The following is a 25816-nucleotide window of genomic DNA, read 5'->3' as shown; positions in this document are numbered from 1 at the left end:
TTTAAATTTAGTTCAAAGAGACCCTAGGCTGAAAAGCCTAGGGTCTCTTTTTGTCTTCAGATGAGACCTAGCCCATGAACAGCACCTCAAGGGTGCTAGCCCGCCAGATTTCCCCCTCACCTGCCCTGCGTCGCATGTTCCTGGTAGAGCTTTGCGTCCGGCCCCACCAATTTTCACAGAAAGGGGGGCCTGTCTCTTATAGAGACAGGCCCCCCTTCTTTAACTCAAGGCAGGAAAGGTTAGGCCGCAGGGGTCTTCCAGGGATCCTCGACAGGGCGTGAAGCCTTGTAGGCAGCAGCGCCAGCAACAAGGCCAGCAACCAGCAGGCCAAAGACCAATAGGCCCTTGCCGCCACTCTTAGCAGCCTTCTTCTGTTCCTTAGCATAAGACTTAGCGGCCTTAGCGGCAGACTTTTGAGCTTTTTTCAGGGCTTTCTTATCGCCGGTCACCTTGGTTGCTAGAGTTTCAACCGCAGCCGGTGCCTCTACATCCGAAATCTTACCGGCCACAGTTGAGGCAACGCCGGCTGCTTTGATTCGAGCCTGAGCTACAGCACCTTCTACCGCAGGTGTTACATCGTTCACCTTTGACTGAATTTTATCGGCAAGGCTGCCTTGAATCTTTTCAGCCTTCTGTACGCCATCCTGGGCAACCGAGCGAGCGTTCTTGCCGAGCTGGTGTGCTTTTTTGCCGGTCAACTTCTCGGCACGACTGAACTTTTTCTCCGCTAGAGCAGTCAATTTATCTGCCTTCTTACCGGACTTCTTAGTAGCCTTCGCCAGCAGCTTCTCTGCCTGCTTCTGGGCCTTCTTAGCCTTGCTCTTCTTACATAGTTCCATGGTCTCTCCTTAGAGTCTTAACCTGCTTGCAGTTTTGCCTTCCCGGCTCAACTAAATGAACTAGCAGGTTTTACTAGTATCTCATTATCAGCTTACTTTCTATCATTCAAAATAGGGTTTGGATACCTCAAAAAACACCCGTGTTTCTCTACTCGCTGAAGTTGAGCCGCTTTCGCTTAGTGCAAAAGCACAGCGAATAGCTAGCGGGTATTGAACACCCCGTGCAAGAATAGGGACATGACTGCAACTGCAAAAGCAACAATTCACACCAACCACGGTGACATCGTCGTTAACCTCTTCGGTAACCACGCACCGGTAACCGTCAAAAACTTCATCGGCCTGTCCGATGGTAGCCAGGAATGGCGCCACCCCCGCACCGGCGAAGCACAGAACGGCCCCCTCTACAAGGACGTTATCTTCCACCGCATTATCCGCGACTTCATGATCCAGGGTGGCGACCCCCTCGGCCAGGGTATCGGTGGACCCGGCTATCAGTTCAAGGACGAGATCCACCCTGAACTCTCCTTCAACAAGCCCTACCTGCTCGCTATGGCTAACGCAGGCCCCGGCACCAACGGCTCACAGTTCTTCATCACCACCGTTGAAACCCCCTGGCTCAACGGCCGCCACACCATCTTCGGTGAGGTTGCAGATGAGGACTCCAAGAAGGTCGTTGATGCGATTGAAGGTGTTCCTACTGGCGCCATGGACCGCCCTGTTGAAGACGTCGTCATTTCTTCCATCGACATCGAAGAGCTCTAAATCTCCGTAAAGATTTACTCCAGGCCCGCCCGAACTCTGGGCGGGCCTTTCTGCACTCTGCGCTTATGAGGAGTACATAGAGAAAGGAAGGCCCCGTGAGCCAACAGACAGGCGGTTACGGGTATAAGGATGAACAGGTTTCGGTGTGCCCACGCCACCCTGATCAGATAACCTATGTACGATGTGGGCGGTGTGGCAGACTGGCCTGCGGCAAATGTCAGGTGCCCTTAGAAGTTGGCATGATCTGCGTGGACTGTATGACTGCCGCTCAAGCTACCGCACCTAAAATTCGGTATGCCCGCACCATGCCCATCGTTACTTACATCCTTATCGCTCTCAACTGCCTGGTGTGGGTCCTCCAAATACTCTTCCGCCAGGTCACCCTATTCGGCATTTACAACCCCCTCTACGTGGAATATACGGGACAGTGGTACCGCCTGCTGACCTCAGGCTTTCTGCACTCCACCAGCAACATCACCCATCTTTTGCTCAATATGCTGACCCTCTACCTCTTTGGGCAGGCCCTGGAACCGTTACTGGGACGGTGGAAATTCTTGGCAACCTACCTGCTCTCCATTATTGGAGGGTCCCTGGCGGTGCATCTGATTGCCCAGATAATGGGCACCATGGACACCAGTACGCTGGGCGCATCGGGTGGCGTTTTTGGGCTCTTTGGAGCCTTCTTTGCCCTCTCCCGCGCTCGCAAACAGAGCACCAATGGCATTGTCCTCTTAGTTGTTCTCAACTTTGCCTTTGGTTTCTTTGCTTCTGGTATTTCGTGGGAAGCCCACCTAGGCGGGCTGATTACAGGTGCCGCGGTAGCTACCCTCTTAGACCGTATCCCAACACCTCGGGGTAAGCGACTCAGCCGCTAGTGGGCAGATCAACAAAATGACAAGAACAGTGGGGCGGGTGGCCTATAGCTAGCCAGCCCCACTGTACTTAAACCAGGGTTCCACACAGTTTATCCACAGCTGTTAATAACTACATAGATGTAATTCCACAGATGTTAAAAACTGTGTATAGCGGACCCGAGCTGATGGAGATCTTGAAATTACATGGATGTAAGAGATTTCCCCAAATTTATCCCCACCTGTGGATAAAGCCTGTGTGGGTAAATAAGCGAATAAAACCCTACGGAATCGCCCCTCCCCAATAAAAAAGCGCCACAGGTACAACCTGTGACGCCCAAGAAGAAACTAACTTAGTCTTTCTTGAAAGAATCTGCAATCCCGGAGAAGGTTTCCTTGACCTTGTCAATACCGTCGCTTACGGCTTGCTTGGCGTCTTCAACCTTGTCCTGTGCCTGAGCTTTGACCTGATCGGTCTTGCCTTCTGCCTCGAGGTGGTCATTACCTGTCAGCTTTCCGCCAGCTTCCTTAGCTTTACCAGCTAGGTTGTCTAGACCGTTTTCAAATTTCTCTTCTGCAGCCATGAGAGGCTCCTTTCATCTATATCCAGAGACGGATAGAACCTTTATAAGGTGATACTTGGGTATTGTTTTGTGGGGTAAACCCAAGCTTTACTTGTTGAATTTCTCGCCCAATTTATTGGCAACATCGGATGCAACGTCCTTGGCCTTCTGAGCAAGGTCGTCGTTGACAACTTCCTTACCGGCCTTTTCGTTGACGACGTCCTGCGCCTTCTCGAGGTTCTCGTTGATGGCGTTATTGAGGTCAAAACCCATTTGTTGTTCCTTATGTGAGGTATATACCAGGACGGCAGGAAAGCCATCCCTGAAGCCCAGTTTATGCACTCTCACTGTGAAAAGAAACCCGCCAGGCTGTAGATATGCTGAGATAGTCAGTCCGGCATTCAAGGAGCTGTGCAATACTTTGAGAGGCTGAGAAGAAGTCCTAAAGATCTCTATCGGCAGGGAAGCCTGCTACCATCGGCAAGAACTCAGGCTCATCATAGCCCCCTTGAGCGTAAGCAAGAGCAACCTGCTGGGCGGCCTGCTGTATATGCGCGGCATCCATGAGCGCCATAACAGCGCCACCAAAGCCACCACCCACCAGTCGGGCACCTAAAGCCCCGGCCTTCAAACAGGTTTCTACCGCCACATTAATTTCGGGGCGTGAGACCCGTAGCTCATCGCGCATGGAAACAAAGCTTTCAGTGAAGAGATGGCCCAGCTCAACCCAATCGGTGTGCCCACTCGCAGCTTTAGCTTTTAGAAGATAGGCAGCTCGCTCAACCAGCGTCATGTCGTGAAGAGTGTGGCGCACCCAGCCACGGGGGAAATCTAGGGGCTGCCCACTTTCTTCCAGGGCAACCAGTGCGCGGTTAACTGTCTCGTCAATAATATTGAGACGACGCTGTTTGGCCTCACGCTCGCTGAGGCCGGCGCAGGATAGGTCCTTGGGAAGCGCATTGCGTAGATAGTCGAGCCCCATAGCTTGGGTGACAGCCTCGTTGGCCGCCCGCCGAGCGGCAAACTTTCCACCTGTGAGCTCGTGGGGAGTGTTGGTATTAATAACCAGCCAGGCTAGACCTGCCTTATTCACATCGACCTCTAGCGGTTCAATGGAGAAATCCCTGAAGTTAATGACAAGCGCTTGGCCTGGTGTGGAACGAAGAGAAGCGGTCTGATCCAACCCTCCTGTGCGGGCACCTGCGACCTCGTTCTCAGCTCTGATACAGACCTGCGCCAGGCGCGCCCTGAGCTGGTCATTACCGGGACCTCGATCAGAGGGAAGAGCCTCGGTGGAGTCACAATCAGCTCGTAGAGGGCACGAAAGATCAAGGAGGGCGAGCGCTGTTGAACATTCAATAGCAGCTGATGATGAGAGCCCCCCGCCCACGGGAACCTGCGATGAAATCAGGAGGTCGGCACCAAACTGGTGGGGCAGAGCGATATCTTTGCCGCCTTCCCTATTCATAGCCCAGGCTACTCCGGCAACATAGGTGAACCAGCCCTTAATAGTTCCGGGAGCGGTCTCACGAATGACAACGGTGCGGTCATCGCCTGGCATCTGGAGAGATGCAGCCCGCAGAACTCCATCGGTGCGGAGTTTACCTGCAACATAGGTGCGGTAGGGCAGAGGCATGGGCATGCAGGAGCCGCCCAAAAAGTCGATGTATTCCCCCAAGAGATTGAGTCGACCTGGAGCTGACCACACACCGTCTGGTTCCTCCCCATACTTATCGATGAAAGCGGTGCGGGCGGCCTCTACCTGGGCCTCATGGTCGGGCAGAGTTGACCACAGGGGTTCTACACGGAAAGTCACGATACTTATCTTTTCTACAGGCTTCAGGAGCCGGTTGTCGTTCTAGCTACATGGAAAACGTATGAAGCTACTACTTTATTTCTTGTCGAAGGTATCGCAGGCTAATACCCCGGTGGAGTTGAGGGACTGACTGCGAAACCTTTAATCAGGTGTTCCAGGGCAGATATATAGCTTGCCGGGGGATCTGAGGCAGGAGCGGCACCCGTGAGTAGTGCTCTGGTCTGCTCTTCCTCAATCAGGCTGAGAGCCAGATGGAGCAAAGAACTCGCGGCAAGGCCCGCAGAGGATCCGCAGAGGGGTTTAAATTCGCTTTCCAGAATATCTAAAAGATCAAGATGCCCCGGCCCTTGCTCCTGGGGATGCAGTGCAATAGCCAGACGGATTACCTCGGCAGATTCCTTGACCGGCATAAGTTGGGTGTACAGTTCACCGCAGATAATGGCCAACCTACCTGTGCCTGCTCTACCCCGCCTAGATGAGGCAACCAGAACTCTGTGCAACATGCGAGATGCGAGATGAGTAAGGAGCTCCTGCTTATTTTTGACGTGGTAGTAAAGGGCACCCGGTGCAACCCCCAGCTCGGTTGCCAACCTGCGCATAGACAGGTCGGCTAGCCCAAACTGGCGGAGTACTTCAAAAGCTGTATCAAGAATCTTTTCACGGGTTAATGCCACCCCCTCATTGTGTCCTACTTTGAGTTTTCAGAACAGTTAGGCGCTGACCCGGCAGGTCGAAACTGGCGGTAGGGGAGTACATTGGGGAGCATGACTCTTAACTTCTCAGACCTAACCCGCCGCGTCCGGGCGGGGCAGAAGGTCACCGCCGAGGACATCAGCGACGTTCTTACCGCTAGTGCTGCGGCTACCTTCGCCCTCATGGAATTCGCGGCGGAACTACGACAACAGCACTTTGGGACGCTGATGACAGTGACTAACCTGCCGGGGGTAGCGGCAGACGTAAAAGCGGGGGTTCGGTTAGAAATTACCGCACCGCTTGACCCTACAACACTCGTTCCTCTACTTATCGACGAGGGTGAAACACGTAAAGCTCTGGAACTTGATTTTGTGGCAGGGGACAGTGCTCTGCTCCCTATGGAAGCGTTACGCATTATTGCTGCCGCCCGTATTGCGGATCCTGCTCGTAGTCTTCACCTGGGTTCCAGCAGAGAGGCAACGCTCCGCTCCCTACAGCCCCTTGCTGTGGGTGCGATTGATTCCCTGGTGCTCAACGACAGTCTCGAGGAACCACGCCTGGTTTTTGAGGACCTCAAACTTATTGTGGGCGCAGGGCTCACTATTGAAGGTGCCGGAGAGCGTGACCTGGTCGCCGAATATGTGGATTACCTGAGTCAGCACGGTGTTGCCGGTGCAGAAACCTACGCTCAGATCGCCCTGAGCGGTTCCGATAAGACAGGTGGGTGCGGTGGCAACTGCGCTTGCGGTAGTGGCGGGTGTGGGTCCTAAAGCAGGAGAAGTGAAAAAGTCATAGGTGCCCAAAAGTTGAACACTGTTCAAAAACAGTGTTCACTGGTTGCATGACTGACTTTTCTGCTCTTGCCGACAGGGCCCTAGCTGGCCAGCCTGCGACTCGCGACGAAGCGCTCGCCATGCTGACAGCTACCGATGCCCAGACCTTTGCTCTCGTGGATGCGGCTTCGCGCCTGCGCCGTCACTACTTTGGCAACACCGTCAAGGTCAACTACCTGGTCAACCTCAAATCGGGCCTCTGCCCCGAAGACTGCACCTACTGCTCCCAGCGTCTGGGCTCAGAAGCCGACGTGCTCAAATACACCTGGATTAAGGCTGATGAAGCCGTCAAGCAGGCCGGCTACGGTATTGCCGGTGGGGCATCACGTGTGTGCATGGTGGCCTCCGGTAAAGGTCCCACCGATCGTGATGTTGAGCGGGTGGCAGCAATGGTAGAAGACCTCAAAGAAGAACACCCTCAGGTGGAGGTCTGCGCCTGCCTGGGTATCCTCAAAGACGGCCAGGCTGACCGCCTTAAAACTGCCGGGGTAGATGCCTACAATCACAATCTCAACACCAGCGAAGACCACTACGCCGATATCTGCACCACCCACACCTTCCAGGACCGGCTAGATACCGTCGCAAAAGCCCAAAACGCCGGCCTTTCTGCCTGCTCTGGCCTGATTGTGGGTATGGGTGAGACTGATGAACAGCTCGTTGATGCCATCTTTTCCCTCAAAGAACTTGAGGGGGACTCAATCCCGGTGAACTTCCTGATGCCTTTTGAAGGAACCCCGCTGGCAGGAACCTGGGAGTTGACCCCCATGCGGTGCTTACGGATTCTCGCCACGGTCCGCATGGTTGCCCCGGAAAAAGAACTGCGTATGGCCGGGGGGCGTGAAATGCACCTGCGCACTCTACAGCCACTGGCCCTGCATGTGGTGAACTCTCTCTTCTTGGGCGACTACCTCACCTCCACCGGACAGTCAGCCCTCGATGACCTCAAAATGATTCGTGACGGAGGGTTCCTTGTTCTTGGTGCTGAAGACCGTGACCTGGTTTCAGAACACGAAGACTACCTGCGTGCCCATGGAGTAGATCTAGCCCAAGAGTCCGGTACAGCTCTTGCTCCCTGCGGCGCCTCTGGTGGGTGCGGAGGTTGCTCATCCAGTGCTTGCGGTGGGCACGAACCTACCAAGGCCCAGGAGGGCCCCATCTTTTCCCCCCAGATTCGCCGACGAGGCGTAGGGACGGATACCGCCCCCAACTTCTAGGGTGATTCAGGATGCCGAGAGGTAGATACTCAAGAAATTCTGAGGATTATCCCCTACCATGGGGTAAGTAACCACTCGATAGGCGCTAGGTCTACACCAGGTGTAACTGGACGCTTGTCGCCCTACCCCTAAATATTCTTCCTTTAGAATATAGGCATTAAGTAAACCAAAGAATTAGGACCCATGGACCCCAAAGATCTTTCACCGGCATACCTGACTTCCCTTGCGTCTCTGCTTGTAGGAGCTTTACTGGTGAGTGTCAGCTCATCTTTGCTCGCGGTGCTGGGTTGGGTTTTGCTTCTGGCTGGCTTGGGCCTCAATGTCTTCTCTACCTTGGTCATGATTCAGCGTTCCAAGGGCGGACCTCTTCCTGCTCTGCTGACGGGTGGGGAAGGTCAGAAGGAAGCTGAGAGCCTAGGAGAGGTATCAGATACGCAGATTGATGAAGCGGAACCCGTAACTGAGTCTCACGAGATCCTTCCTTCCAACCCTGCGGCAACCTCCGATGAGCGTATCTTCCGCCCCCGCCCCCCTCGTCCGCACGTTCACTAAAGCTCTACCGGCAGATAGGTTATACCTCAGTTCATGGATACAAAATTTCTTTTCTCGCCGGCCTACCTGGTTTCGGTGACAGCTCTCGTTGTGGGAGCTATCCTAAGCGGAACCTCGCTTATGATTATTGGCTGGATTATTTTTATTGTGGGTCTTGCCCTTAACGCTATGGCTCTAGTTGTTCTTGCCAACCGTGAACAGCTCTATAAGGCACAGAGAGTGGGAACAGTACCCAAGGGTAAGGCTGGTAAATCCAGCTAAGTTATACCTGACTGAGGGTGCCAATAGCAGCTTCACATAAGAGAGGGGTTGTACCGTCTTGATGGCTGGTGTGAACCCTTATCTGTAGAAGGTACAAATGACCTATAAGCTATTGCGGGTCCTGAGTTTTGCTCTGTGATGTGATGTTGTTCCGGACAGTTCGCGAAAAAAGTGAAACCGCAAGGGCTATTGAAGGGTCAAGTGCGCTGAAAACTGTGCGCTGTACCTCTCGGGTATATATAGGAGCTGCCTGGCGGTAGACCTGCTGGCCCAAGGGCGTAATTACTATACCTTTACCTCGACGGTCCTGAAGCACAGGCATCTTTGAGACCCACCCTTGCCGCTCAAGAGCTTCAATTTGGTAGGTGAGACGAGAAGCTGAAACGCTGGTAGTTCGCGCAAGATCGCGCATGCGTATAAGCGTTCCTGCGGTGGGAGAGACGCTATTGGCCTCCATGAGAGTTGCCAGAATCTTGTAGTCGGACAGCTTAATTTTTGCTTCTTTTTTGAGGCAACGATCAAGATGGAGATTGAGAGTTGCCAGAGTCTCCGTCAAGTTCCTCCAGAGGCCTTCCTGATCTTTAATGGAACTAGCTGATGGGGTAGATATGGTCACAAAACCTCCTCGCATAAGTCTTGTGAAAGAGTAGATGCAGGGGCGGCTGGAAAAACCCCTACAGGTTTAGCCTAACTCTCGGTTTACCTGTATGGAATACTTGCCTTAAATATTAAGCTACTTTAAGGGAAATATTGGCTTGACCAGCATCTATGTTTATTTTTTGATTCTTTTATGGAGAAGAAAAAATAGACAGATGAACCAGCGTGCATCTTGTTCTCACGCCATGCTGAAAACCCTACCCCTTGCTGGCTTGAGCTATGAGATGCTGTACTGATCCCGGGCAAGACGGGCAATGTGAATCGTCAGGTAGGTGAGTTCATCGTCGGTCAGCGGCTGGTTAAGGTGCATTTCTAGTACCAGGCGCACCTTGCGGGCACAGGCAAAAGCGCGGGGGTGAGCCTCTCTCATGCTCTCCAAGAGGAGCGGGAGGCTAGGGGAAGAATCCGGTGGCTGGTGCTGGGAGGCTCTCACGAACAAGTATCGAAGATGAGTAACAAAGCGCGCCGCACTCATAAGCGAACGATCAACGGGGCCACCAAAGCCTGCACCAATAACTTCAAAAATCTGGGCAAAAACCTCGGTCATGCGGTAAGTGCTGCCCATGTCCTCAGAAGCGAACTGAGAATTAACCAGGTGCATAGCCAGAGGAATAGACTCAATATCGGGCAGCTCAATGCCCATACGGTCTTTAACCAGCTCAAGGGCACGACGTCCAAATCGGACCTCTTGGGGATACAGCTGCGACACCTCAACAGCGAGCGGATAATCGACAGTTAGGCCTTCTTTGGCGCGAATAACCGCATAGTTGATATGGTCAGCTACCGGCACAATAAAAGAATGAGAAATGCTGATACCCTCAGCCTTAACTAGAGACTCCAAATCGGTTGTAATACCCAAAATCTCTGATGGTATTTTTGCCAGAGACCATGACAAACTCTCATCGGACATCCCTGATTCAGGAACAAAAGTCTGTTCAATCAAAGTGGGGTCAACCATATCCCCCTTGCGCTTGCCGAAAGCAAGACCCTTGCCAATAACAACAATCTGCTCACCGGAATAGGTCTGGGTGAGCGCAACATTGTTATTGTAGATACGAGCAATGCGCACACTGACCCCCCCATCTTTGTTGCAGAAAGTACCGTATCCCTACCATTCTACCGGTCTGCGGTGCTGAGGTCCCACTCTTTTGTGGACCTCTTGCCCGAAACTGTATAAGCTATAGCTTTCGCTTTCAACAAGAATTGATAACCGCCAGAAATGAACACTACTTCTCGATCATCATTTTCTCCTGCAGGTGTCTTGGTGACAGCCTTGATGCTGTTTTCCATGTTCTTTGGAGCAGGTAACCTTATTTTCCCCGCAATGCTAGGCGCAGAGGCGGGAACCAACTTTACCCCTGCAATAATTGGATTTCTGGCTACTGGTGTGCTGATGCCCATTCTTGCGGTGATTGCTCTTGCTGTGACAGGTCTTGACCTTCATGACCTTGCAAGCCGCGGCGGGCGTATCTTTGCCCTGATCTTCCCACCCCTGGTCTACCTTTCCATTGGTGCTCTCTACGCCCTGCCTCGCACCGGCACCGTAAGTTACGCCATCGCTGTAGAACCTTACTTTGGCGCCCAAGGCATACTACCCACCCTGATTTTCTCCGCGATCTTCTTTGGGATCTCCTATGTGCTGGCCATGAACCCCAGCGGAATTGTTGACGCTCTGGGTAAGTACCTCACCCCAGCACTTGTGGCTTTATTGGTAGCACTCTTTGTGATGGGTCTTTTAACCCTGCGTGAGCCAGCGGCAACTCCCACCGAAGACTACGCCAGCGGCGCCCTTGCTACAGGCTTTGTCAGCGGCTACATGACCATGGACTCCCTAGCTGCCCTTGCTTTCGGGATTATCGTGATTGCCTCCCTACGAGAAAAAGGAATCACAGCCCGCGGTGACCTGCTCCGCGGTGTTGCTCTGGCCGGTATTATCGCGGGTCTACTCCTAGGGCTGGTCTACCTGGGCCTGGGATACATTGGCGGTCATATTAAGGATGGGCAGGGATTCAAGGACGGTGCGGCCCTGCTGACCGAAGCTGCTCACCAGACTATGGGTAGCGCTGGGGCCCTCGTCTTTGGCCTAATTGTACTTCTTGCCTGCCTGACCACCTCTGTTGGGCTTATCGGTGCGACCAGCTCCTTCTTTAACAAGCTGATTCCCGCAGTGTCTTACCGAGCCTGGGCTATCATCTTCACCCTGATTGCCTTTGCCTTGGCTTCCTTTGGCCTCGAAGGGTTGATGAGCTTTGCCATTCCCATCATCACCACCCTGTACCCTCCGGCTCTCACCCTGGTGATTCTTGCGCTGGTAGAAGCAGGTATTAAGGCGCCCTGGATGAACTTTACCCACCGCTTTGCACTGATCATCTCGGTACTGTGGGCGCTGTGCATGACGCTCTCCTCCCAGGGAATTGGGTCTTCGCTCATTGAATCTCTCATCGGCTGGGCACCGGGCCATTCCTACCAGCTTGGTTGGATTGTACCTACCTTGGTTGCGGCTCTGGTTGGTTTTGCTCTCGATACGACGCGGAAACCCCGTAACAGCTAGATTGAGCGCAGTCAGCTGGGACCTGAAAGCATAGAAAAAGGGAGCCTTGCCTCGCACCTTAAGTGCGGGACAAGGCCCCCTTTCTTCTTAATAAAAGAGGCTCGCGCTGAGGGGAACCACAACCATCAACGCGAGCCCGCTCAACGAGTTGCAAGGCTTAACCCTCCAACTCAAACTCAGGAGACCCCGGCAGGGCCACCAAAATCTTCTTCAAAAATAAACAAGTAACAGCTTGCAACAGACTCTACCCGATGGGAGATTGGAAAGAAACAGGTCTTGATGATGGAAATTTAAAGAAGATGATCCAAGGCTTTGAGGGTCAATTTTACTGCCGGTGACCCCTCCTCAGGATGAGCGAACAAGGTGATAGTCTGGGCGGGTGAAACCTAGCCCCTCAGATGCTTTCCTGGTCTTTTGTGGTGGTGGTGTCGGAGCCATTATCAGGGTGGCTCTTACCGCCCTATTCCCCGATTCTGCAGTAGACCCCCTGACTACAGACCCCCTGAACATGTTCCCGGTAACTATGCTTGCCATCAACTGTGCCGGTGCCCTCATTCTGGGAGTACTGACCGGCTTCTTGAACTCTCGTTCAGGGGGACCCTGGGTAAGGTCAGCACGTCTAACTTTAGGCACCGGTGTGCTGGGTGGATTTACTAGCTACTCATCTTTTGCCTTGGCTCTCGCTCAGCTTGGGGCAGCCGGGCAGTACATAGATGCTCTGATTTATCTGGTGCTCTCACTGTTTGGAGGCTATCTGATGGCTTGGTCAGGGTTACGCTGGGGTAAAGTGCTCGGTGGAAGAGAGCACAAGGAAAACTACTTTCAGAAGGGCAGGGGCCCGCGATGATTGCCTTGCTTATTTTCTGTGCTGGTGGACTTGGAGCGGCCTTACGTTTTGTGGTCGATAGCTATTTTAAGGCTTATCTCTGCACCCGGCTCCCGCTGGGGGTCTTCTTTATTAATGTGACCGGATCCCTGTTCTTAGGCCTGCTGACCGGGGTGATAACCCAGAATCAGGCTTCTGATCTTTCAGAAGGTCTTGGACTGGTCTTGGGCGCTGGTTTTCTTGGCGGCTACACGACTTTTTCTACTGCCCTTCTTGAAGCAGTCACCCACCCCGGTAAGGCTGGACCCTTGATTCTTGTCCTGCTACAAGCTGTGTGCGCAACCTTGGCAGCTGCCCTGGGGCTTATTGTAGGGGGATCCCTAGCCCTTTGAGGGGCAGTTATCAGGTGAAGGCCTAGCCCATGAAGGGAACAATAAAATTGACCTCTTATACAAGGGGTTAGAATAAAGGCCCCCGATTCCTACACCCCTGGACTATGCGCTACTACCTTAACTACTCTCTACCTGTGATTCAGCAGGCTATCTGGCTGTGGCTTATATTAGCTCTTGTTGCTCTTCCCCTGACCTGGTGGGGCAGTCGCCACCTTGCTACCCGTGCCCTCGTGCGACGGCTGGGGCGTACCTCAATAGTCCTGTTCTACGCCACCGGAGTGGTCGCCTACACCCTACTTCCGCTGCCGGATCGGGACACCTTTGTCTGCCCGGCGGGATGGGGCAATACCTACCCCCGCTTCTTCCTGGGATGGAGCCTACAGTTTGCCCTGCGGGAACACGGTAGTCTGCTCGAAGCCCTTTTTTCCACCTATATCCTGCAGATGCTCCTCAACATCTTGCTCTTTATCCCCTTTGGGATCTTTGCCTACCTGTTCTGGAAAGCCCATTTTCGTACCGTACTACTGGCCGCTTTTGGGGTCTCCTTGGTTATTGAGTTGACCCAGCTCACCGGGCTCTGGGGCTACTACGGGTGTGCGATCCGCACTTTCGATGCCGAGGACCTTTTCAATAACACCCTGGGTGCTGTGCTGGGCTGGACTTTTGTGGTGGCTTGGCAGTGCCGTGGCTACCTGTTGGAGACACTAAAGCGTCTTTTTGCTCGCTAAATGCGGGAATCTGCGCTTGTGAATCCGGGCTAGATTCTTAGTAGGTGGAAATAAATTATGGGTTTTCAATCACATTATCTTGGGTAAATCGCAGGAAATCGCTTAAGTGTTAGAGCACTTTTACCCCTAAGGTCTTGCCCCAACAAACCCACTCATTCACACTTAAACGCAACCGAAACAATTATTTGGGTGAAGACACCGGATAGCACCGGCCCCACGCCCCAGACCGTGCGGAGAACCTGTGAATACCATCAGCCCCTACCTCGCTGAATTCCTTGGCACCATGATCATGGTAACCATCGGTTGTGGTGTCATCGCCACCGTAGAGCTACGCCGCTCAAAAGGCCACGGTGACAACTTCTTCACCATCGCTTTCGGCTGGGGCTTCGCAGTAGCATTTGGTGTGTACGCCTCCCACCACTATTCCGGCGGCCACCTGAACCCCGCCGTTTCTATCGGGCTAGCTGCCTACGGCGAATTTGAGTGGGCCAAGGTGCCCGGCTACATCCTGGCCCAGGTGCTGGGTGCCATGGCTGGTGCCTTTATCGTCTTCCTCAACTACCTACCTCACTGGAAAGCCACCGCTGACCGCAAAATCAAGCTGGGTGTCTTCGCCACCGTTCCCGCCATTCACAACTACTTCACCAACGCTCTCTCCGAGATTATCGGTACCTTCATGCTGGTCTTCTCAGCCCTCTATGTGGGCGTGAACTTTAGCCCTGCCCTCGAAGGCTCCGCCCTGACGCTAAACCTCAACGACGTACTCAAGCCCCTTGCCTTCGGCTTCATGGTTACCGTACTGGTCATCGGCCTGGGCGGTCAGACCGGCTACGCACTCAACCCTGCCCGTGACTTGGGCCCCCGCCTCATGCACACCCTGCTCCCTATCCATGGCAAGGGCCGATCACGCTGGTTCTACGCCTGGGTGCCAATCGCTGCACCTATCTCCGGTGGCATAATGGGCGGCTCCTTCTTTAAGCTCTACTACGACGGTCAGTTCTCTATCTTCCAGATCATCTCAACAGTTCTGGTGGTAGCCGTACTTGGGTTTGGGCTATGGGCTAACACCCACATGTACCGCTCCAAGTCTGCTGAAATCCTGCCCCAGGTAGAAGACACCGCCGCAACCGCCGCATCAGCTGCCGCAACCTATGTACCCACCGGCCAGATTCCCGTGGTCGACAAGAAGCACTTCTGGGAGTAAGACCCCACATACAGCCCTTTGCGCCTACTCCGTCCACCTCAAGCTCCTGTTTACAGCAAGTCAGCAGGAAATAGACCTGGGGTAGGCACTTTTGTTACGGTGCCTCTAGGCAGACTATCGGCAGGGTATCTACACTGGGCTTATGGTTGCCAGCTATCACTTTGTGCCCTACCCCCTAGCTCCCGGACTGCACCCCGTTCTGGCAGGGATCCTCACGGTTCCTGTCATCGAAACTCACCCTGGGGAACCTGGCACCATCATCTATGTGCAAGGGGAAATTGAACAAGACCCTTACCACCCGCCGGGCCGTTCTGAGATGAGCGTGACCTATAGGCCCGAGACATCTGCCGGCATCACAATTCGGGCTACCTACACGCAGAGAACAAAGACCTGGGATATGAGCCTAGTGACTTCGCCTGTGATGGGGCAGCCCGGCTGTCCTTTGCTCAAAGAGGTGAGCCCTGGGGTCTTTGAAGGCAAACTCCCCGGGGACGACGAAACGGGACGAGAAACCCGGGCACTGACCGCTTTTATGGGTGCCGTGCGCGCCCTCATCGAAAGAGAATGTGGCCCTGATCCTTACCCGGCGGCAGAGATACTCGCACAAACTGCTGGGTTCTCACCCTTAGCTACCTCAACAGGCTGACCCTCTACCTGCGAAGTAACGGAGACTGGGCCATGCTCTGGGAATCACTTGACCGCAGAGCACCTTTGCACGAGGAAGTGGGTATAGGGGACCCTGCTACACCCACCGTCTCTTCTCGCTACCAAGAAGCCCCGTACCAGCGGTGGATAGCCCTGGGTAAAGAACTCCAGGGACGGGTGGCAACCGAGCTGGGGGAAAACTACACCGTGGAGACCATCTATCGCCTTGATACCACCGAAGACCTAGGAAACCTGCTCAGTAGGTAATAGCAACTCAACCTTGCAGTTTGGAAGAACCTATTGACAGGTTCTTACTGGGCGCTGGTTGCCCATGCCAAAACCTTCTCCATAAAGCGTTCGCAGGCCTCAATCTGGGCTAGCTCAATCCATTCGTTAGGAGTATGCGCCTGTGCAATATCACCAGGTCCGCACACCACAGCCTGCACACCGCCATAGAGGGCAAACTGGCCAGCTTCGGTACCGTAGGTAACCTTAAGAGCTTCCCGCGACCCCTCACGCCCTGCCCAGTCATTAGCCAGACCAATAATCTCAGCATCACCCGCAGTGCCCAGCGCAGGAACAACAGCCAAAAGCTCGTGCTCAATACCCACCGCCGTCTCAAACTCACCGGCAGAAACACCCGCCAATTTCTCCGCATCACGGGCACGCGACTTAAGGGCTGGTAGCAAATCGTCGGCTATCTTAGCCTCAAGCTGGGCCATCACTTCATCGGTCGTCATCTGAGGTACCGTGCGAAAATCGTACTCCAAGACCACACGCTCACCCACAATGTTGTACTGGATACCCCCACGCGCAAAATTCACTCCGCCAGTGGACGACGGAACAATAAAATCCTCATCAAAGGGGCCGTGCTCCCGCCAGCCTGCCGCTAGCTGCTCAAAGAAAGTAATGAACTCCGCCGCAGGAGCTAGAGCATTAACCCCGTGGGGGGCTAGTGATGCGTGCTTAGCGACACCGGTAAAAGTCACCCGGCCCCGGTGGGCGCCCTTATGGGCCGAAATGACCTGCATCATGGATGGCTCACCGATTACTGCGAAATCGGGTTTTACCCCGCGCTCGCGGAATTCTCGGATCATGGACGGTGCTCCTACACACCCAATTTCTTCATCATAAGAGAAGGCGCAGTGTAGGGGACGGGTGAGCTGGGCTTGGGCGATGCGGGGGAGTAGCCAGAGAATAACCCCGATAAAAGACTTCATATCCGATACCCCCCGGCCATAAAGCTTGCCATCGACTACGCGCGGTGAAAAAGGGGCAGTAACTGTCCAGGCCTGACCCTCAACCGGAACCACATCGGTGTGCCCCGAGAGCACCAATCCGCCACTAGTAGATCCATCGCTGGCCGGAATGGTGACAAAAAGGTTGGTGCGCTGGCCGTCATCGCTGTCTGTGAAATAGGGGGTGAAACCATACTTCTCAAATTCTGCGGAGATGAGGTCGATGACTGCCCGATTACTGGTCTGGCTAATGGATTCGGTGCGAATAAGCTTTTCGATCCAGGGCAGGCTGGCAGGTGTAGACACTGGTGTCCTTTCAGGGGATTAAGCTGATTTCCAGCTTACTCCCGCAGAGGACTCTAAGAGTGAATATGCCAAATAAAGCATGTTATTTCTATTCTCCGATGGAGGAGGATCTAAAATGATAAGAGAATATACCTGAGGGTGAAAATCCTAGTCCTTGGCTTAGCCTAAGACCTGGTAAAGCAATAAATTAGGGTTCGTGACCCCCTCGGTGCATAATAGGAGGAATGAAAACACATGGCGCGCATCATATTGTGGTGATGGGGGTCAGTGGCACCGGGAAAACCAGTGTCGCCCACGCTCTGCGTGATGAGCTGGGCTGGGAATTCATCGAAGGAGATGACTTGCACCCAGAATCCAACATCTGCAAAATGAGCGCAGGAATACCCCTCAACGACTCTGACCGAGGCCCTTGGCTAGAGAAAATTGCCTCCTGGATTCAGGAAGCAGATAAACGAAAAGCTAAGACCCTGGTCACCTGCTCGGCCCTTAAGCGTGCCTACCGCGATGTACTCCGAGAAGCATCACCGGGACTTGTGTTTCTGCATCTCACCGGAGATAAAGACCTAATCGCTGAGCGCATGAAGAGGCGCACAGGCCACTTTATGCCGCTTTCACTACTTGAGTCACAGCTAGCTACCCTAGAACCCCTCCAAGAGGATGAAAAGGGTGTAGTCGTAGATATCTCAGGGGAGATGCCCCAGGTCCTTGAGAGAGCTTATGCAGCTCTAGGCCTTAGCCTGACCTAGCCCGTAACCACATCATCTTATCCATCAGGAAAGTAGTTCCTCATGCCCCTCCCCGACGACTGGAGTCAGAGCCTGACCGCAGGCCCGCTTCTAGCTATAGCCGCCGGTGCAATTTTGCTCCTGCTACTTCTCATCATCAAACTGAAACTACATGCCTTTCCCTCCCTGATCATTGTCAGCCTCCTGACCGCAGTAGCCACAGGCATACCGATTACCAGTGTTGTACCGGTCATGCTCAGTGGCTTTGGGTCTACACTTGCCTCCGTAGCCCTGCTGGTGGGACTGGGCGCAATGCTGGGTGCTCTGATTCAGTACTCAGGTGGCGCCCAGGTGCTAGCCAATAAGCTGATCACAGTTTTTGGTGAGAAGAGGGCTCCTATTGCCCTTGGTGTCGCTTCAATGCTCTTTGGCTTCCCCATCTTCTTTGATGCCGGGCTGGTTGTCATGCTACCCATCGTCTTCTCAGTAGCTCGCTGGGTCGGAGGTTCCTTGCTCTACTACGGTATTCCCGTTGTAGGTGCCTTCTCGGTTATGCACGTCTTTGTTCCACCCCACCCTGGGCCGGTATCTGCCGCAGCATTCTTTGAAACAAATGTAGGAACCCTACTACTTGTCTCACTCCTGATCGCAGTCCCAACCTGGTACCTGGCAGTCTACCTTTTTAGCAAGCTGGTAGCCCAGAGAATTAACCTACCGGTTCCGGCACTTCTGGGGTACGAAGAAACTCAGGAAGATCCTACCAACCCGCCCTCTTTTGGAACGGTTCTTTTTGTTCTGCTCCTACCTATGGCCCTTATTTTTTTCAATACGGGCCTCAACACCCTTGCTACCGGCGGTGTCCTACCTGAAGGTTCAGCCAACCAAACCTGGTTCCAGGTCCTACGGCTCTTAGGAGAGACTCCCGTTGCCCTGCTCATCACCTGCCTAGTTGCCATGTACCTGCTAGGCTTCAAGCGTCAGGACCAGGCAGCCGGACTACAAAAGATTATGGACGGCGCCCTGCCCGCTGTCTGTTCGGTTATTCTGATTACCGGTGCCGGCGGTATGTTCGGTGGGGTCCTGCGCTCCTCAGGGATTGGTAATGCCCTAGCTGATGTACTGGGTGATTTAGGGGTTCCGCTGATTTTTGCAGGCTTCATGATTGCGGCCATCTTACGTGTAGCTCAAGGCTCAGCTACCGTAGCTCTGACTACCGCTGCTGGCCTGATTGCCCCCGGTGTTCTAGCGGCTAACTACAACTCAATTCAGCTCGCCGCCCTGGTCGTCTCAGTTGCCGCCGGTTCTGTAGTGCTCTCCCACTTCAATGATTCAGGTTTCTGGCTGGTCAGTCGCTTCTTCCGCATGGATGAAAAAACTACGCTCAAAACCTGGACCGTCATGGAAACCCTGATCGGCATAACTGGTTTTGCCGGTGCCCTGGCAGTTTTTGGAGCCGCAAGCCTACTCTAGAGCCTGACTCCCTGAGAAAGGTCAGATGACCTCAGAGGCCGCCCCTTCTGTTGAGGGGGCGGCCTCTGAGCTCTCTATGAGTTATTACTTCTTCTTATTGAGCTGGGCAGCCTGTGCACCAAACTTCTCTAGAAGCTCAGGCATGTCCATGGGGGCGGTGACAACCTCCACAAAGACCAGCTTGTCGCGGGTTTCACGAGCAAGGCGGCAGGCCTCGTCAAATTCACGAATAGTGGCGGCTCGAAGAATAACAGTGTTGTCCTCTCTTCCCCCAAAGGCACCGGGAATCTTTGACCAGTCATAGGCCGTGATGTCGTTGTAGGAGGCGGTGACACCGTGGATTGAACGTTCAATGGTGTAGCCATCATTGTTAATCAGGAAGATAACCGGGTTGATCTCTTCACGGATAATTGTGCCAATCTCTTGGATCGTGAGCTGGGCAGAGCCATCGCCCACCATCAGTACACCGCGGGATCCCTGGTCAGCCATAGCCGCTCCCAAGAGAGCCGGAATGGAATAGCCGATCGACCCCCATAGTGGCATGCCAATAAAACGTGAGTCCTTGGGGAACTTGCGAGTAGCCATACCAAAGAAGGAGGTGCCCATATCGACTACCACGGTGTTCTTAGAATCCAGGTTGGATGAAAGAACCTTCCAGAGGGCGTCCTGGGTGAGTGCCTCATCGGTAATCTGGGGGAGTGGCTCCTGGGTGGTGGTTGCCTCAAAGTCGGTACCACTGAGCCCCAGTTCCAGCGCGACTTCCTTCACGATGGTCAGCGACCTGGCCATGGTCAGTGGCGCATAGTGGCGGCCCGCGATACTGGTGCTCTCAGCCGCAACATTGATTACCCGGCTAAAGTCAATGGAATGCGAGTAGATGCCGGTGGTGGTATCGGTAAGCTCTACACCAGCGCAAATAAGAACCTCGGCATCCTCAACTACGGCACGTGTCGGCTCGGCAGAAAGCCCACCCACATAGATACCCGCAAAATTAGGTTCTGTCTCATCGAGAACAGCCTTACCCCACATGAGTGATGCGAAGGGGAAGCCGGTTTCGGTCACCAGGTCCCGCACCTCAGCTACGGCACCTAGCCTCTCGGTCATAATATCGGCAAGTACAGTAACCTTCTTACCCTGCATAAAATCAGCTACTGCCTTGCGGAAAGCCTGTTCAATATCGGGTGAGGAAACCTTGCTGTCTACCTCAAGTGGCTGTGCCGGTGGGGTGGTAGGCATAGTGGATACATCAACAGGGAGCATCAGGTAGCCGGGCTTGCGCTGAATGACGGCGCTTCGGATCACACTGTCAATGTCACTGGCTGCAGTGGCAGGGTGGATAGCGGCTACAGCGGCAGAAACCTCCGAGGCCATACGCATGAAATGCTTAAAATCCCCATCACCTAAGGTGTGGTGCATACGCAGGTGGGAGTTCTGCGCGGCAAGGCTAGGGGCACCCACAATATGGATGACGGGGACGTTTTCTGCGAAAGAACCGGCAGTTGCGTTAATAGCGGACAGTTCACCTACGCCGTAGGTGGTAACTAGTGCACCCAGACCCTTAACACGGGCGTACCCGTCTGCGGCATAGCCAGCGTTCAGTTCGTTGGCGTTGCCCACCCAATCTAGCTTCTCATGGGCCAGAACATCGTCCAGGAAAAAGAGGTTAAAGTCCCCCGGGACGCCAAAGACCTTATCGACCCCTAGCTCAGCCAAGCGATCGAGAATATAGCGGCCTACGGTATAAGTCATCGTCGACTCCTTCTCTAGTACATCATGCAGGTTATTAGCACCTGCCACAGTCATCTAACAGTTTAATCGCTCCTGCAAGACCCCCCGAGCCGGTTTGCGCTTACTCTTGGTCTGAGGGTGCACAAATGGGTGTTTAATAGAAGATCCGCCTGTATGTGAGGGGCTCTAGGGGGGGCTTATGCGGTGATTGTTGCGGTTTCGGTAAGAAGGGGATGAGAGTAAGGTCCTGAGGTGTAGCGGGTACGGAAGAAAGATAGTGTGCAGGAGACTAGCCCGCCCTAGCTCTGAGCTTGCCCGGTACTTGCCGTGATTTCTGCAGGTTTAAGCCCGGGATTAACAAGGCTCAAGAATAATATGTCTAAAATAGGAGATACTTTTGATCCGAACCCATAGAGCTCATGGGTTGAGTTATACCGGATATTTTATCCCCGAAAGGTAGTGGGACTGGTGAGCTGGTCTGTTCTTGTGCTTCCGGTTGTTATCTGTGTGGCGCTTCTTGTTCTACCGGGGCTATTCCTTGTCCTAGCGACAGGCCAGAAGGGGCTAGATGCCCTAGCCCTCTCCCTGCCTGTATCGGTGGCCACTATTGGGCTAAGCGCCATAGTTGCACCCCTGTTGGGGATCAAGTGGTCTATAGCTGTTCCCTGCCTGAGCGGGCTCATATTAGCCCTCCTTACCTACCCGCTGATGCGGTTGCTGCAGAGATATAGGTGGTGGGATACCCCCCTGCCCCTCACGGCGGGTAGCCCATCCACACTGAGCCAGTCACAATGGTGGGGGCCTCAAAGTATTTATTCTGTCCTAGGATTTTTTCTAGGGGTTGCCCTCCTGGGCCGCGGTATCCTGGGTGCTCTCGGTAGCCCAGATGCTATTGGGCAGTCCTTTGATGAGCTCTTTCATCTTAATGCGGTCCGGTATATCGCTGAAGAGGGCAATGCCTCGTCCTTCTTTGTCGGGACCATGACTATTGATGCCGACTCATCCTTTTACCCGGCTGCCTGGCATGCTATCCCTGCCTTGGCCCTTGGAGCGGCTCAAGATTCTGTTCGGGCGGCAGTCAATAGCATGGCTTTAACGGTTGGTGCTTTTGTCTGGCCTATCAGTACTCTCTACATGGTGCGCCATATCCTGAGGAACAACCCGGTATCGCTGGTGGGAACAGGGGCTATTTCGGCATCTTTTATAGCCTTCCCTTTTCTTCTCATGCGCTGGGGGATTCTCTATCCCAATAGTTTGGGAATTGCGCTTATTCCTGTGGGTATCGGTCTAGCTGCCCAGATTTTTAGACTTGCGCATTTGAGGACCCTAGCTAGTGTTCAGGGAATTTTCCTGGGAATTTTCGTTTGCCTGGGCATAGGCTTAGCCCACCCTAACGCGGCACTTACTTTGCTGGTTCTTTGCCTACCTATGGTTGTGGTTCGCATGTATCTACAGGTGCGCGCTGCCTTCAGAGGGCAGCTGGGTTGGCTACCTACCAGCTTCCAGTTGCTGGCGCTCTTTTCCTGCATCCTGGTCTTAGGTGTGCTGTGGGTACTGGTGCGCCCAGATATTGAGGCCGGACGTCACTGGGTACCTGAACTAACAGCCTCGCAGGCTGTGGGGGAGGGCCTGGTCAACGGAGTCATGAATACCGGTGCCCTCTGGGCTGTCAGCCTTTTGATGATTGTCGGTATATTTGTAACGGTTGCCCAAAGGGATAAAAAACTGTGGATTCTGGGTAGCTGGCTAGTAGCTATGTTTTTTCTGGTAGCTATCCGGCACCTAGATTACGATGAAGGCCGGTACGAAATTACCGGTGTCTGGTACCAGGATGCCTACAGGGTTGCTGCTTTTACACCCGTTGTAGCCCTACCCTTGGCCGCCTGTGGCTTATCTGCAATGAGTCAGAAATTGGTTGATTCTTTCTCCCCAATCCTACGGGGGCGGGTGAAGGAAGGAGTTCTATGGGCCGCTCTTATCTTGGTCTTTCTGGCTCCCCTCACCTACTGGACCCAGAATGCAGTAGGTTATACAGAATATCTTCAGAAACTTAAGAAGTACTATACGGTGACCGACTCGAGTTACCGGGTCTCCAATGACGAAATCGCTCTCTTACAAGAAATCAAGGGGATTTTGCCCCCAGGGTCCACCATTGTGGTGAATCCAGAGGATGGAGGGGCCTATGCTTATGCCATATCTGGCTATGAGGTCACATCTAAGCATATACTTGCGGATGTTACGGAGGATGAGAGGACGCTTAAGCTCCATTTTGATGAGGCGGCTACCGACCCTGACGTCTGCCCAGCCATGCGCCGGGAAAACGCCTTCTACGCCTTGGATTTCACACCTCCTCCTGGTCAACAAAAGGCAAGTGGCTTCGACCGCCTGGGGGAGGACCTCCCCGGCTACACTCAGATTGACCGTGTGGGGGCTGTCGGTTTATACCGGGCTGACCTCTGCATGTATCCGCCGAGCTAGGGTTTTTGAGGTTGCCCCAAAAGAGGTAGGCTAAACCTTTGCGCACATCCTGCGCAGAAAGTGTCCTAGGCTGGGTGGTTGAGAGACTCAGCTTGGTTTAGGGCCTACCGGCGGTGGACTGGGGAAGGGACTCGGCCGGACTATAATTGAGGCTAAGTGCCACAAACAAGGCCCTAATTGATATTTTTGTGAGGAGAGCTCCACGCCCATGCCTGCGGAACCCCTAAGAGGTAGTCTGAGTACCCTCATTATTATGCCCGCCTGGAATGAGCAAGACGTTATTGGTCGAACTATTGCAGAGCTCTACGCCGTAAAACCGCAGGCTGATCTTTTGGTTGTTAACGATGGTTCAACAGATAGAACAGCTCAGGTAGCCCGGGAGGCCGGCGCCCTGGTGCTGGACCTGCCCTATAACATGGGAGTGGGAGGTGCTATGCGTGCAGGTTACCGTTACGCCCAGCGGATGGGCTATGACGTTGCCCTGCAAATGGACTCTGATGGCCAGCACCCCCCAGAGTACATCGACACTCTAGTAGAAGCCCTTGAGGGAGCGGATATAGTTATTGGATCGCGTTTTGCTGGGTCAGATAGTTACAGTGTGCAGGGTCCTCGTAAATGGGCCATGCACCTGCTGTCCTTTCTTTTCACGCAGATATCGGGTGAGAAATTTACGGACGTCACCAGCGGTTTTCGTGCCGTGAATAAAAGGGGAATTGACCAGTATTGCGACTTCTTCCCAGCGGAATATTTGGGCGACACCATTGACTCCACAGTTATGGCCATACGAGCTGGCTGTAAAGTGATTCAAGTCCCAGTTGAGATGCGAGAACGTCAAGGAGGCAAACCCTCATCCGGACCTCTTAAATCAGCTGTCTATCTGATGCGCTCTTTTTTCGCCTTTGGTATATCCATGACCCGTAAAAAAACAGAAAGCGGGAAGTAGTCGTGCCATCTAACATATTTTTCCTGATCCTGGCCATTCTCATATTCGCTATGGTCTTTGCCCAAGTCCGCAATCAAAAGATGAAGGAAAAGTACGCCGCGCTGTGGCTGCTGGTCTCGGCAACCATCATTATCTTAGCTATCTTCCCACACCTTTTGGAGGCCTTGGCACAGTTAGCCGGGGTTGTTATGCCTGTTAATCTGCTCTTTATGTTAGCGATTATCATGCTCATAGGGGTCTGCTTACACCTAACATTAGACTTATCTCGTTTGGGGGAAGACACCAGAAGGCTGGCCGAAGAGGTAGCAATCTTACGGTCCCAGCTGGAAAAGCCAGATCATAGACCGGGGCCAGCTGCTATCTTGAAGGACCAGCCAAGCCAGGCAGCAAACCATAAGAGGAAATAGCTAGGGCATGAATATTGCTTTTGTCATTAATAATTACCCTCCCAAGGTGGGCGGGCTAGAACAGCATGTCTCTGCCCTAGCCGCTGAACTTAAAGACTTAGGCCACCAGGTGACGGTACTTACTTTAGGAGCCAAATCCCACTTCACGGTAGAGGAAGGTATCAGGGTTTACCGGCTCAAAGAATATCTTACCGTGGATGGAATTTTAGGTTTTCCCTCACCGCTGGGAATCCTGAAAATTGCCCGTCTGCTCAAAAGCGAAAAAATAGATATCATCTCGGTTCACACTAGGTTTTTTAGTATGAGCTGGATAGGAGCCGCCTTAGGGAAAATCCTGGGAATCCCCGTTCTGCATACTGAACACGGTTCAGGTTTTGTAGCTTCGGAAAAAGCTTTAATTCGCACTGCCAGCCGACTCGTTGATCGGACCTTGGGTGTTTTGACCCTGCGAGCGGCTTCACGGGTTATTGGGGTGTCAGAACCCTCCTGTGATTTTATTAAAAGACTTGCCGGGGTGGAGGCTGAAGTTTTCTATAACGTTTCTCCACTTCCTGCCCTAGCCCCTGAAGATGTAACTTTTGATCGTAAAAAGTTGGTCTTTCTAGCCCGGCTTGTGGAGGTTAAGGGTTGGAGAACCTTCCTTGAGGCGGTTGAGCTCCTAGCAGCTGATGACCCGGGGATCAGAGCTCTTGTTTTAGGGGCGGGTCCCGACCTTGAAAAGGCTCGTGCTTATGCTAGTGAGCTGGGTATAGCTGACCGCGTAGATTTTAAGGGGTTTGTGGATCATTCCACGGTAGCCCGGGAGCTGGCCGGTGCTACCTTGGTCAACCCGACTGTTGCCGCTGAGGGCTTCCAGACCACCATTATTGATGCATACGTTTCACAGGCTGCCATTGTTACCTACGATGTTTCTAGCGCCCGCGTACTTCAGGAATCCGGTGTTCGAATTCGTATCGTGACTGACCGCGGGGCAGAAGAGCTGGCAGCTGCTATTGCCGCACAAATCGCAGAGCACGACGCTCAACCCCGCCCCATTCAGAGCCTAGAGCAGTGGGGGTGGCCTAGCCAGGCTAAAAAATACGAAAATATCCTCACAAGCTTAGTGAAATAGTCACCTCTGATAAGGAGTGGTTG

28 protein-coding genes are annotated in these 25816 nt (G+C 53.5%); 19 read left to right on the top strand and 9 right to left on the bottom strand.

The genetic code is table 11. From position 1 onward, the window contains the following. Positions 1-239: 239 nt before the first annotated feature. Positions 240-839, bottom strand: a complete 600-nt coding sequence (locus ACN080_RS03530) for a hypothetical protein (RefSeq protein WP_419111441.1) — start codon at positions 837-839, stop codon at positions 240-242. Between the two features lie 237 nt (positions 840-1076). Here ACN080_RS03530 and ACN080_RS03525 point away from each other — a divergent pair, with 237 nt between their 5' ends. Next, positions 1077-1601, top strand: a complete 525-nt coding sequence (locus ACN080_RS03525) for a peptidylprolyl isomerase (RefSeq protein WP_419098802.1) — start codon at positions 1077-1079, stop codon at positions 1599-1601. Positions 1602-1696: 95 nt separating this feature from the next. Continuing rightward, positions 1697-2476, top strand: coding sequence for a rhomboid family intramembrane serine protease (locus tag ACN080_RS03520; protein WP_419113068.1), 780 nt, complete (start codon positions 1697-1699; stop codon positions 2474-2476). 329 nt (positions 2477-2805) lie between these two features. Here the strand turns inward: ACN080_RS03520 and ACN080_RS03515 are convergent, their stop codons facing one another. From ACN080_RS03515 to ACN080_RS03500, 4 genes are all read right to left on the bottom strand, one after another. Then, positions 2806-3036, bottom strand: coding sequence for a CsbD family protein (locus tag ACN080_RS03515; protein WP_419098804.1), 231 nt, complete (start codon positions 3034-3036; stop codon positions 2806-2808). Positions 3037-3123: 87 nt separating this feature from the next. Beyond that, the gene (locus ACN080_RS03510) at positions 3124-3288 is read right to left on the bottom strand and encodes a ribosome recycling factor (protein ID WP_419111839.1); all 165 of its coding nucleotides are present in this window, start codon (positions 3286-3288) and stop codon (positions 3124-3126) included. A gap of 169 nt (positions 3289-3457) precedes the next feature. Beyond that, entirely contained in the window at positions 3458-4831 is a 1374-nt protein-coding gene (locus ACN080_RS03505) for a galactokinase (RefSeq protein WP_419113067.1), read from the bottom strand. 101 nt (positions 4832-4932) lie between these two features. Beyond that, positions 4933-5505, bottom strand: coding sequence for a TetR/AcrR family transcriptional regulator (locus ACN080_RS03500; RefSeq protein ID WP_419113066.1), 573 nt, complete (start codon positions 5503-5505; stop codon positions 4933-4935). Positions 5506-5595: 90 nt separating this feature from the next. Between ACN080_RS03500 and ACN080_RS03495 the strand changes: the two genes are divergently transcribed. The 4 genes from ACN080_RS03495 to ACN080_RS03480 all read left to right on the top strand — a co-directional run bounded on the left by ACN080_RS03495 (position 5596) and on the right by ACN080_RS03480 (position 8384). Next, positions 5596-6294 (top strand): hypothetical protein, encoded by a 699-nt coding sequence (locus ACN080_RS03495; RefSeq protein ID WP_419113065.1) that lies wholly within the window; start codon positions 5596-5598, stop codon positions 6292-6294. 71 nt (positions 6295-6365) lie between these two features. Then, the gene (gene bioB, locus ACN080_RS03490) at positions 6366-7571 is read left to right on the top strand and encodes a biotin synthase BioB (protein ID WP_419113064.1); all 1206 of its coding nucleotides are present in this window, start codon (positions 6366-6368) and stop codon (positions 7569-7571) included. Positions 7572-7754: 183 nt separating this feature from the next. Then, the gene (locus tag ACN080_RS03485; protein ID WP_419098810.1) at positions 7755-8123 is read left to right on the top strand and encodes a hypothetical protein; all 369 of its coding nucleotides are present in this window, start codon (positions 7755-7757) and stop codon (positions 8121-8123) included. Between the two features lie 33 nt (positions 8124-8156). Further along, on the top strand, positions 8157-8384 hold the full coding sequence (locus ACN080_RS03480) for a hypothetical protein (protein ID WP_419105190.1): 228 nt from the start codon (positions 8157-8159) through the stop codon (positions 8382-8384). 109 nt (positions 8385-8493) lie between these two features. On the opposite strand, the gene ACN080_RS03475 is transcribed toward ACN080_RS03480, so the two are convergent. Together ACN080_RS03475 and ACN080_RS03470 are read right to left on the bottom strand one after the other, a co-directional pair. Further along, positions 8494-9000: a MarR family winged helix-turn-helix transcriptional regulator gene (locus ACN080_RS03475; RefSeq protein ID WP_419111447.1), complete on the bottom strand. Its 507-nt coding sequence runs from the start codon at positions 8998-9000 to the stop codon at positions 8494-8496. A 258-nt stretch (positions 9001-9258) separates the two neighbouring features. Continuing rightward, complete coding sequence (locus ACN080_RS03470; RefSeq protein ID WP_419113063.1) at positions 9259-10110, bottom strand: PRD domain-containing protein; 852 nt, start codon at positions 10108-10110, stop codon at positions 9259-9261. 195 nt (positions 10111-10305) lie between these two features. On the opposite strand from ACN080_RS03470, the gene brnQ reads away from it, so the two are divergent. From brnQ to ACN080_RS03435, 7 genes are all read left to right on the top strand, one after another. Further along, complete coding sequence (brnQ, locus tag ACN080_RS03465; RefSeq protein WP_419113062.1) at positions 10306-11592, top strand: branched-chain amino acid transport system II carrier protein; 1287 nt, start codon at positions 10306-10308, stop codon at positions 11590-11592. Between the two features lie 379 nt (positions 11593-11971). Further along, a complete protein-coding gene (locus ACN080_RS03460; protein ID WP_419111834.1) occupies positions 11972-12439 on the top strand; it encodes a fluoride efflux transporter FluC in 468 nt (155 codons plus the stop codon). Beyond that, on the top strand, positions 12436-12810 hold the full coding sequence (locus ACN080_RS03455; RefSeq protein ID WP_419111833.1) for a fluoride efflux transporter FluC: 375 nt from the start codon (positions 12436-12438) through the stop codon (positions 12808-12810). The genes ACN080_RS03460 and ACN080_RS03455 overlap by 4 nt, the downstream gene beginning before the upstream one ends. Positions 12811-12914: 104 nt before the next feature. After that, positions 12915-13538, top strand: coding sequence for a VanZ family protein (locus tag ACN080_RS03450; RefSeq protein WP_419113061.1), 624 nt, complete (start codon positions 12915-12917; stop codon positions 13536-13538). A 241-nt stretch (positions 13539-13779) separates the two neighbouring features. Next, a complete protein-coding gene (locus ACN080_RS03445; RefSeq protein WP_419105184.1) occupies positions 13780-14742 on the top strand; it encodes an MIP/aquaporin family protein in 963 nt (320 codons plus the stop codon). Positions 14743-14884: 142 nt separating this feature from the next. Continuing rightward, positions 14885-15388: a hypothetical protein gene (locus tag ACN080_RS03440; protein ID WP_419113060.1), complete on the top strand. Its 504-nt coding sequence runs from the start codon at positions 14885-14887 to the stop codon at positions 15386-15388. Positions 15389-15420: 32 nt separating this feature from the next. Continuing rightward, positions 15421-15654: a hypothetical protein gene (locus tag ACN080_RS03435; RefSeq protein WP_419113059.1), complete on the top strand. Its 234-nt coding sequence runs from the start codon at positions 15421-15423 to the stop codon at positions 15652-15654. Between the two features lie 44 nt (positions 15655-15698). Here the strand turns inward: ACN080_RS03435 and ACN080_RS03430 are convergent, their stop codons facing one another. After that, positions 15699-16931 (bottom strand): acetylornithine deacetylase, encoded by a 1233-nt coding sequence (locus ACN080_RS03430; RefSeq protein ID WP_419113058.1) that lies wholly within the window; start codon positions 16929-16931, stop codon positions 15699-15701. Positions 16932-17155: 224 nt separating this feature from the next. Here ACN080_RS03430 and ACN080_RS03425 point away from each other — a divergent pair, with 224 nt between their 5' ends. Both ACN080_RS03425 and ACN080_RS03420 read left to right on the top strand, forming a co-directional pair. Further along, entirely contained in the window at positions 17156-17677 is a 522-nt protein-coding gene (locus tag ACN080_RS03425; protein ID WP_419113057.1) for a gluconokinase, read from the top strand. A gap of 42 nt (positions 17678-17719) precedes the next feature. Next, complete coding sequence (locus ACN080_RS03420; protein ID WP_419098822.1) at positions 17720-19126, top strand: GntP family permease; 1407 nt, start codon at positions 17720-17722, stop codon at positions 19124-19126. Positions 19127-19210: 84 nt separating this feature from the next. On the opposite strand, the gene ACN080_RS03415 is transcribed toward ACN080_RS03420, so the two are convergent. Beyond that, positions 19211-20875, bottom strand: coding sequence for an alpha-keto acid decarboxylase family protein (locus ACN080_RS03415; RefSeq protein WP_419111456.1), 1665 nt, complete (start codon positions 20873-20875; stop codon positions 19211-19213). Positions 20876-21322: 447 nt separating this feature from the next. On the opposite strand from ACN080_RS03415, the gene ACN080_RS03410 reads away from it, so the two are divergent. The 4 genes from ACN080_RS03410 (at position 21323) to ACN080_RS03395 (ending at position 25793) form a co-directional block, all read left to right on the top strand. Next, entirely contained in the window at positions 21323-23332 is a 2010-nt protein-coding gene (locus tag ACN080_RS03410; protein ID WP_419113056.1) for a DUF6541 family protein, read from the top strand. Positions 23333-23540: 208 nt separating this feature from the next. Beyond that, a complete protein-coding gene (locus ACN080_RS03405; protein ID WP_419105176.1) occupies positions 23541-24275 on the top strand; it encodes a glycosyltransferase family 2 protein in 735 nt (244 codons plus the stop codon). Positions 24276-24277: 2 nt separating this feature from the next. Further along, complete coding sequence (locus tag ACN080_RS03400; protein ID WP_419111825.1) at positions 24278-24682, top strand: DUF2304 domain-containing protein; 405 nt, start codon at positions 24278-24280, stop codon at positions 24680-24682. A gap of 7 nt (positions 24683-24689) precedes the next feature. Further along, positions 24690-25793, top strand: coding sequence for a glycosyltransferase family 4 protein (locus ACN080_RS03395; RefSeq protein ID WP_419113055.1), 1104 nt, complete (start codon positions 24690-24692; stop codon positions 25791-25793). The last annotated feature ends 23 nt before the right edge of the window (positions 25794-25816 follow it).

It is taken from the genome of Rothia sp. CCM 9416 (assembly GCF_048513535.1).
Taxonomy (GTDB): Bacteria; Actinomycetota; Actinomycetes; order Actinomycetales; family Micrococcaceae; genus Rothia.
The sequence above is the reverse complement of the archived record's forward strand: the minus strand, read 5'-3'. Positions and strand labels throughout refer to the sequence as shown.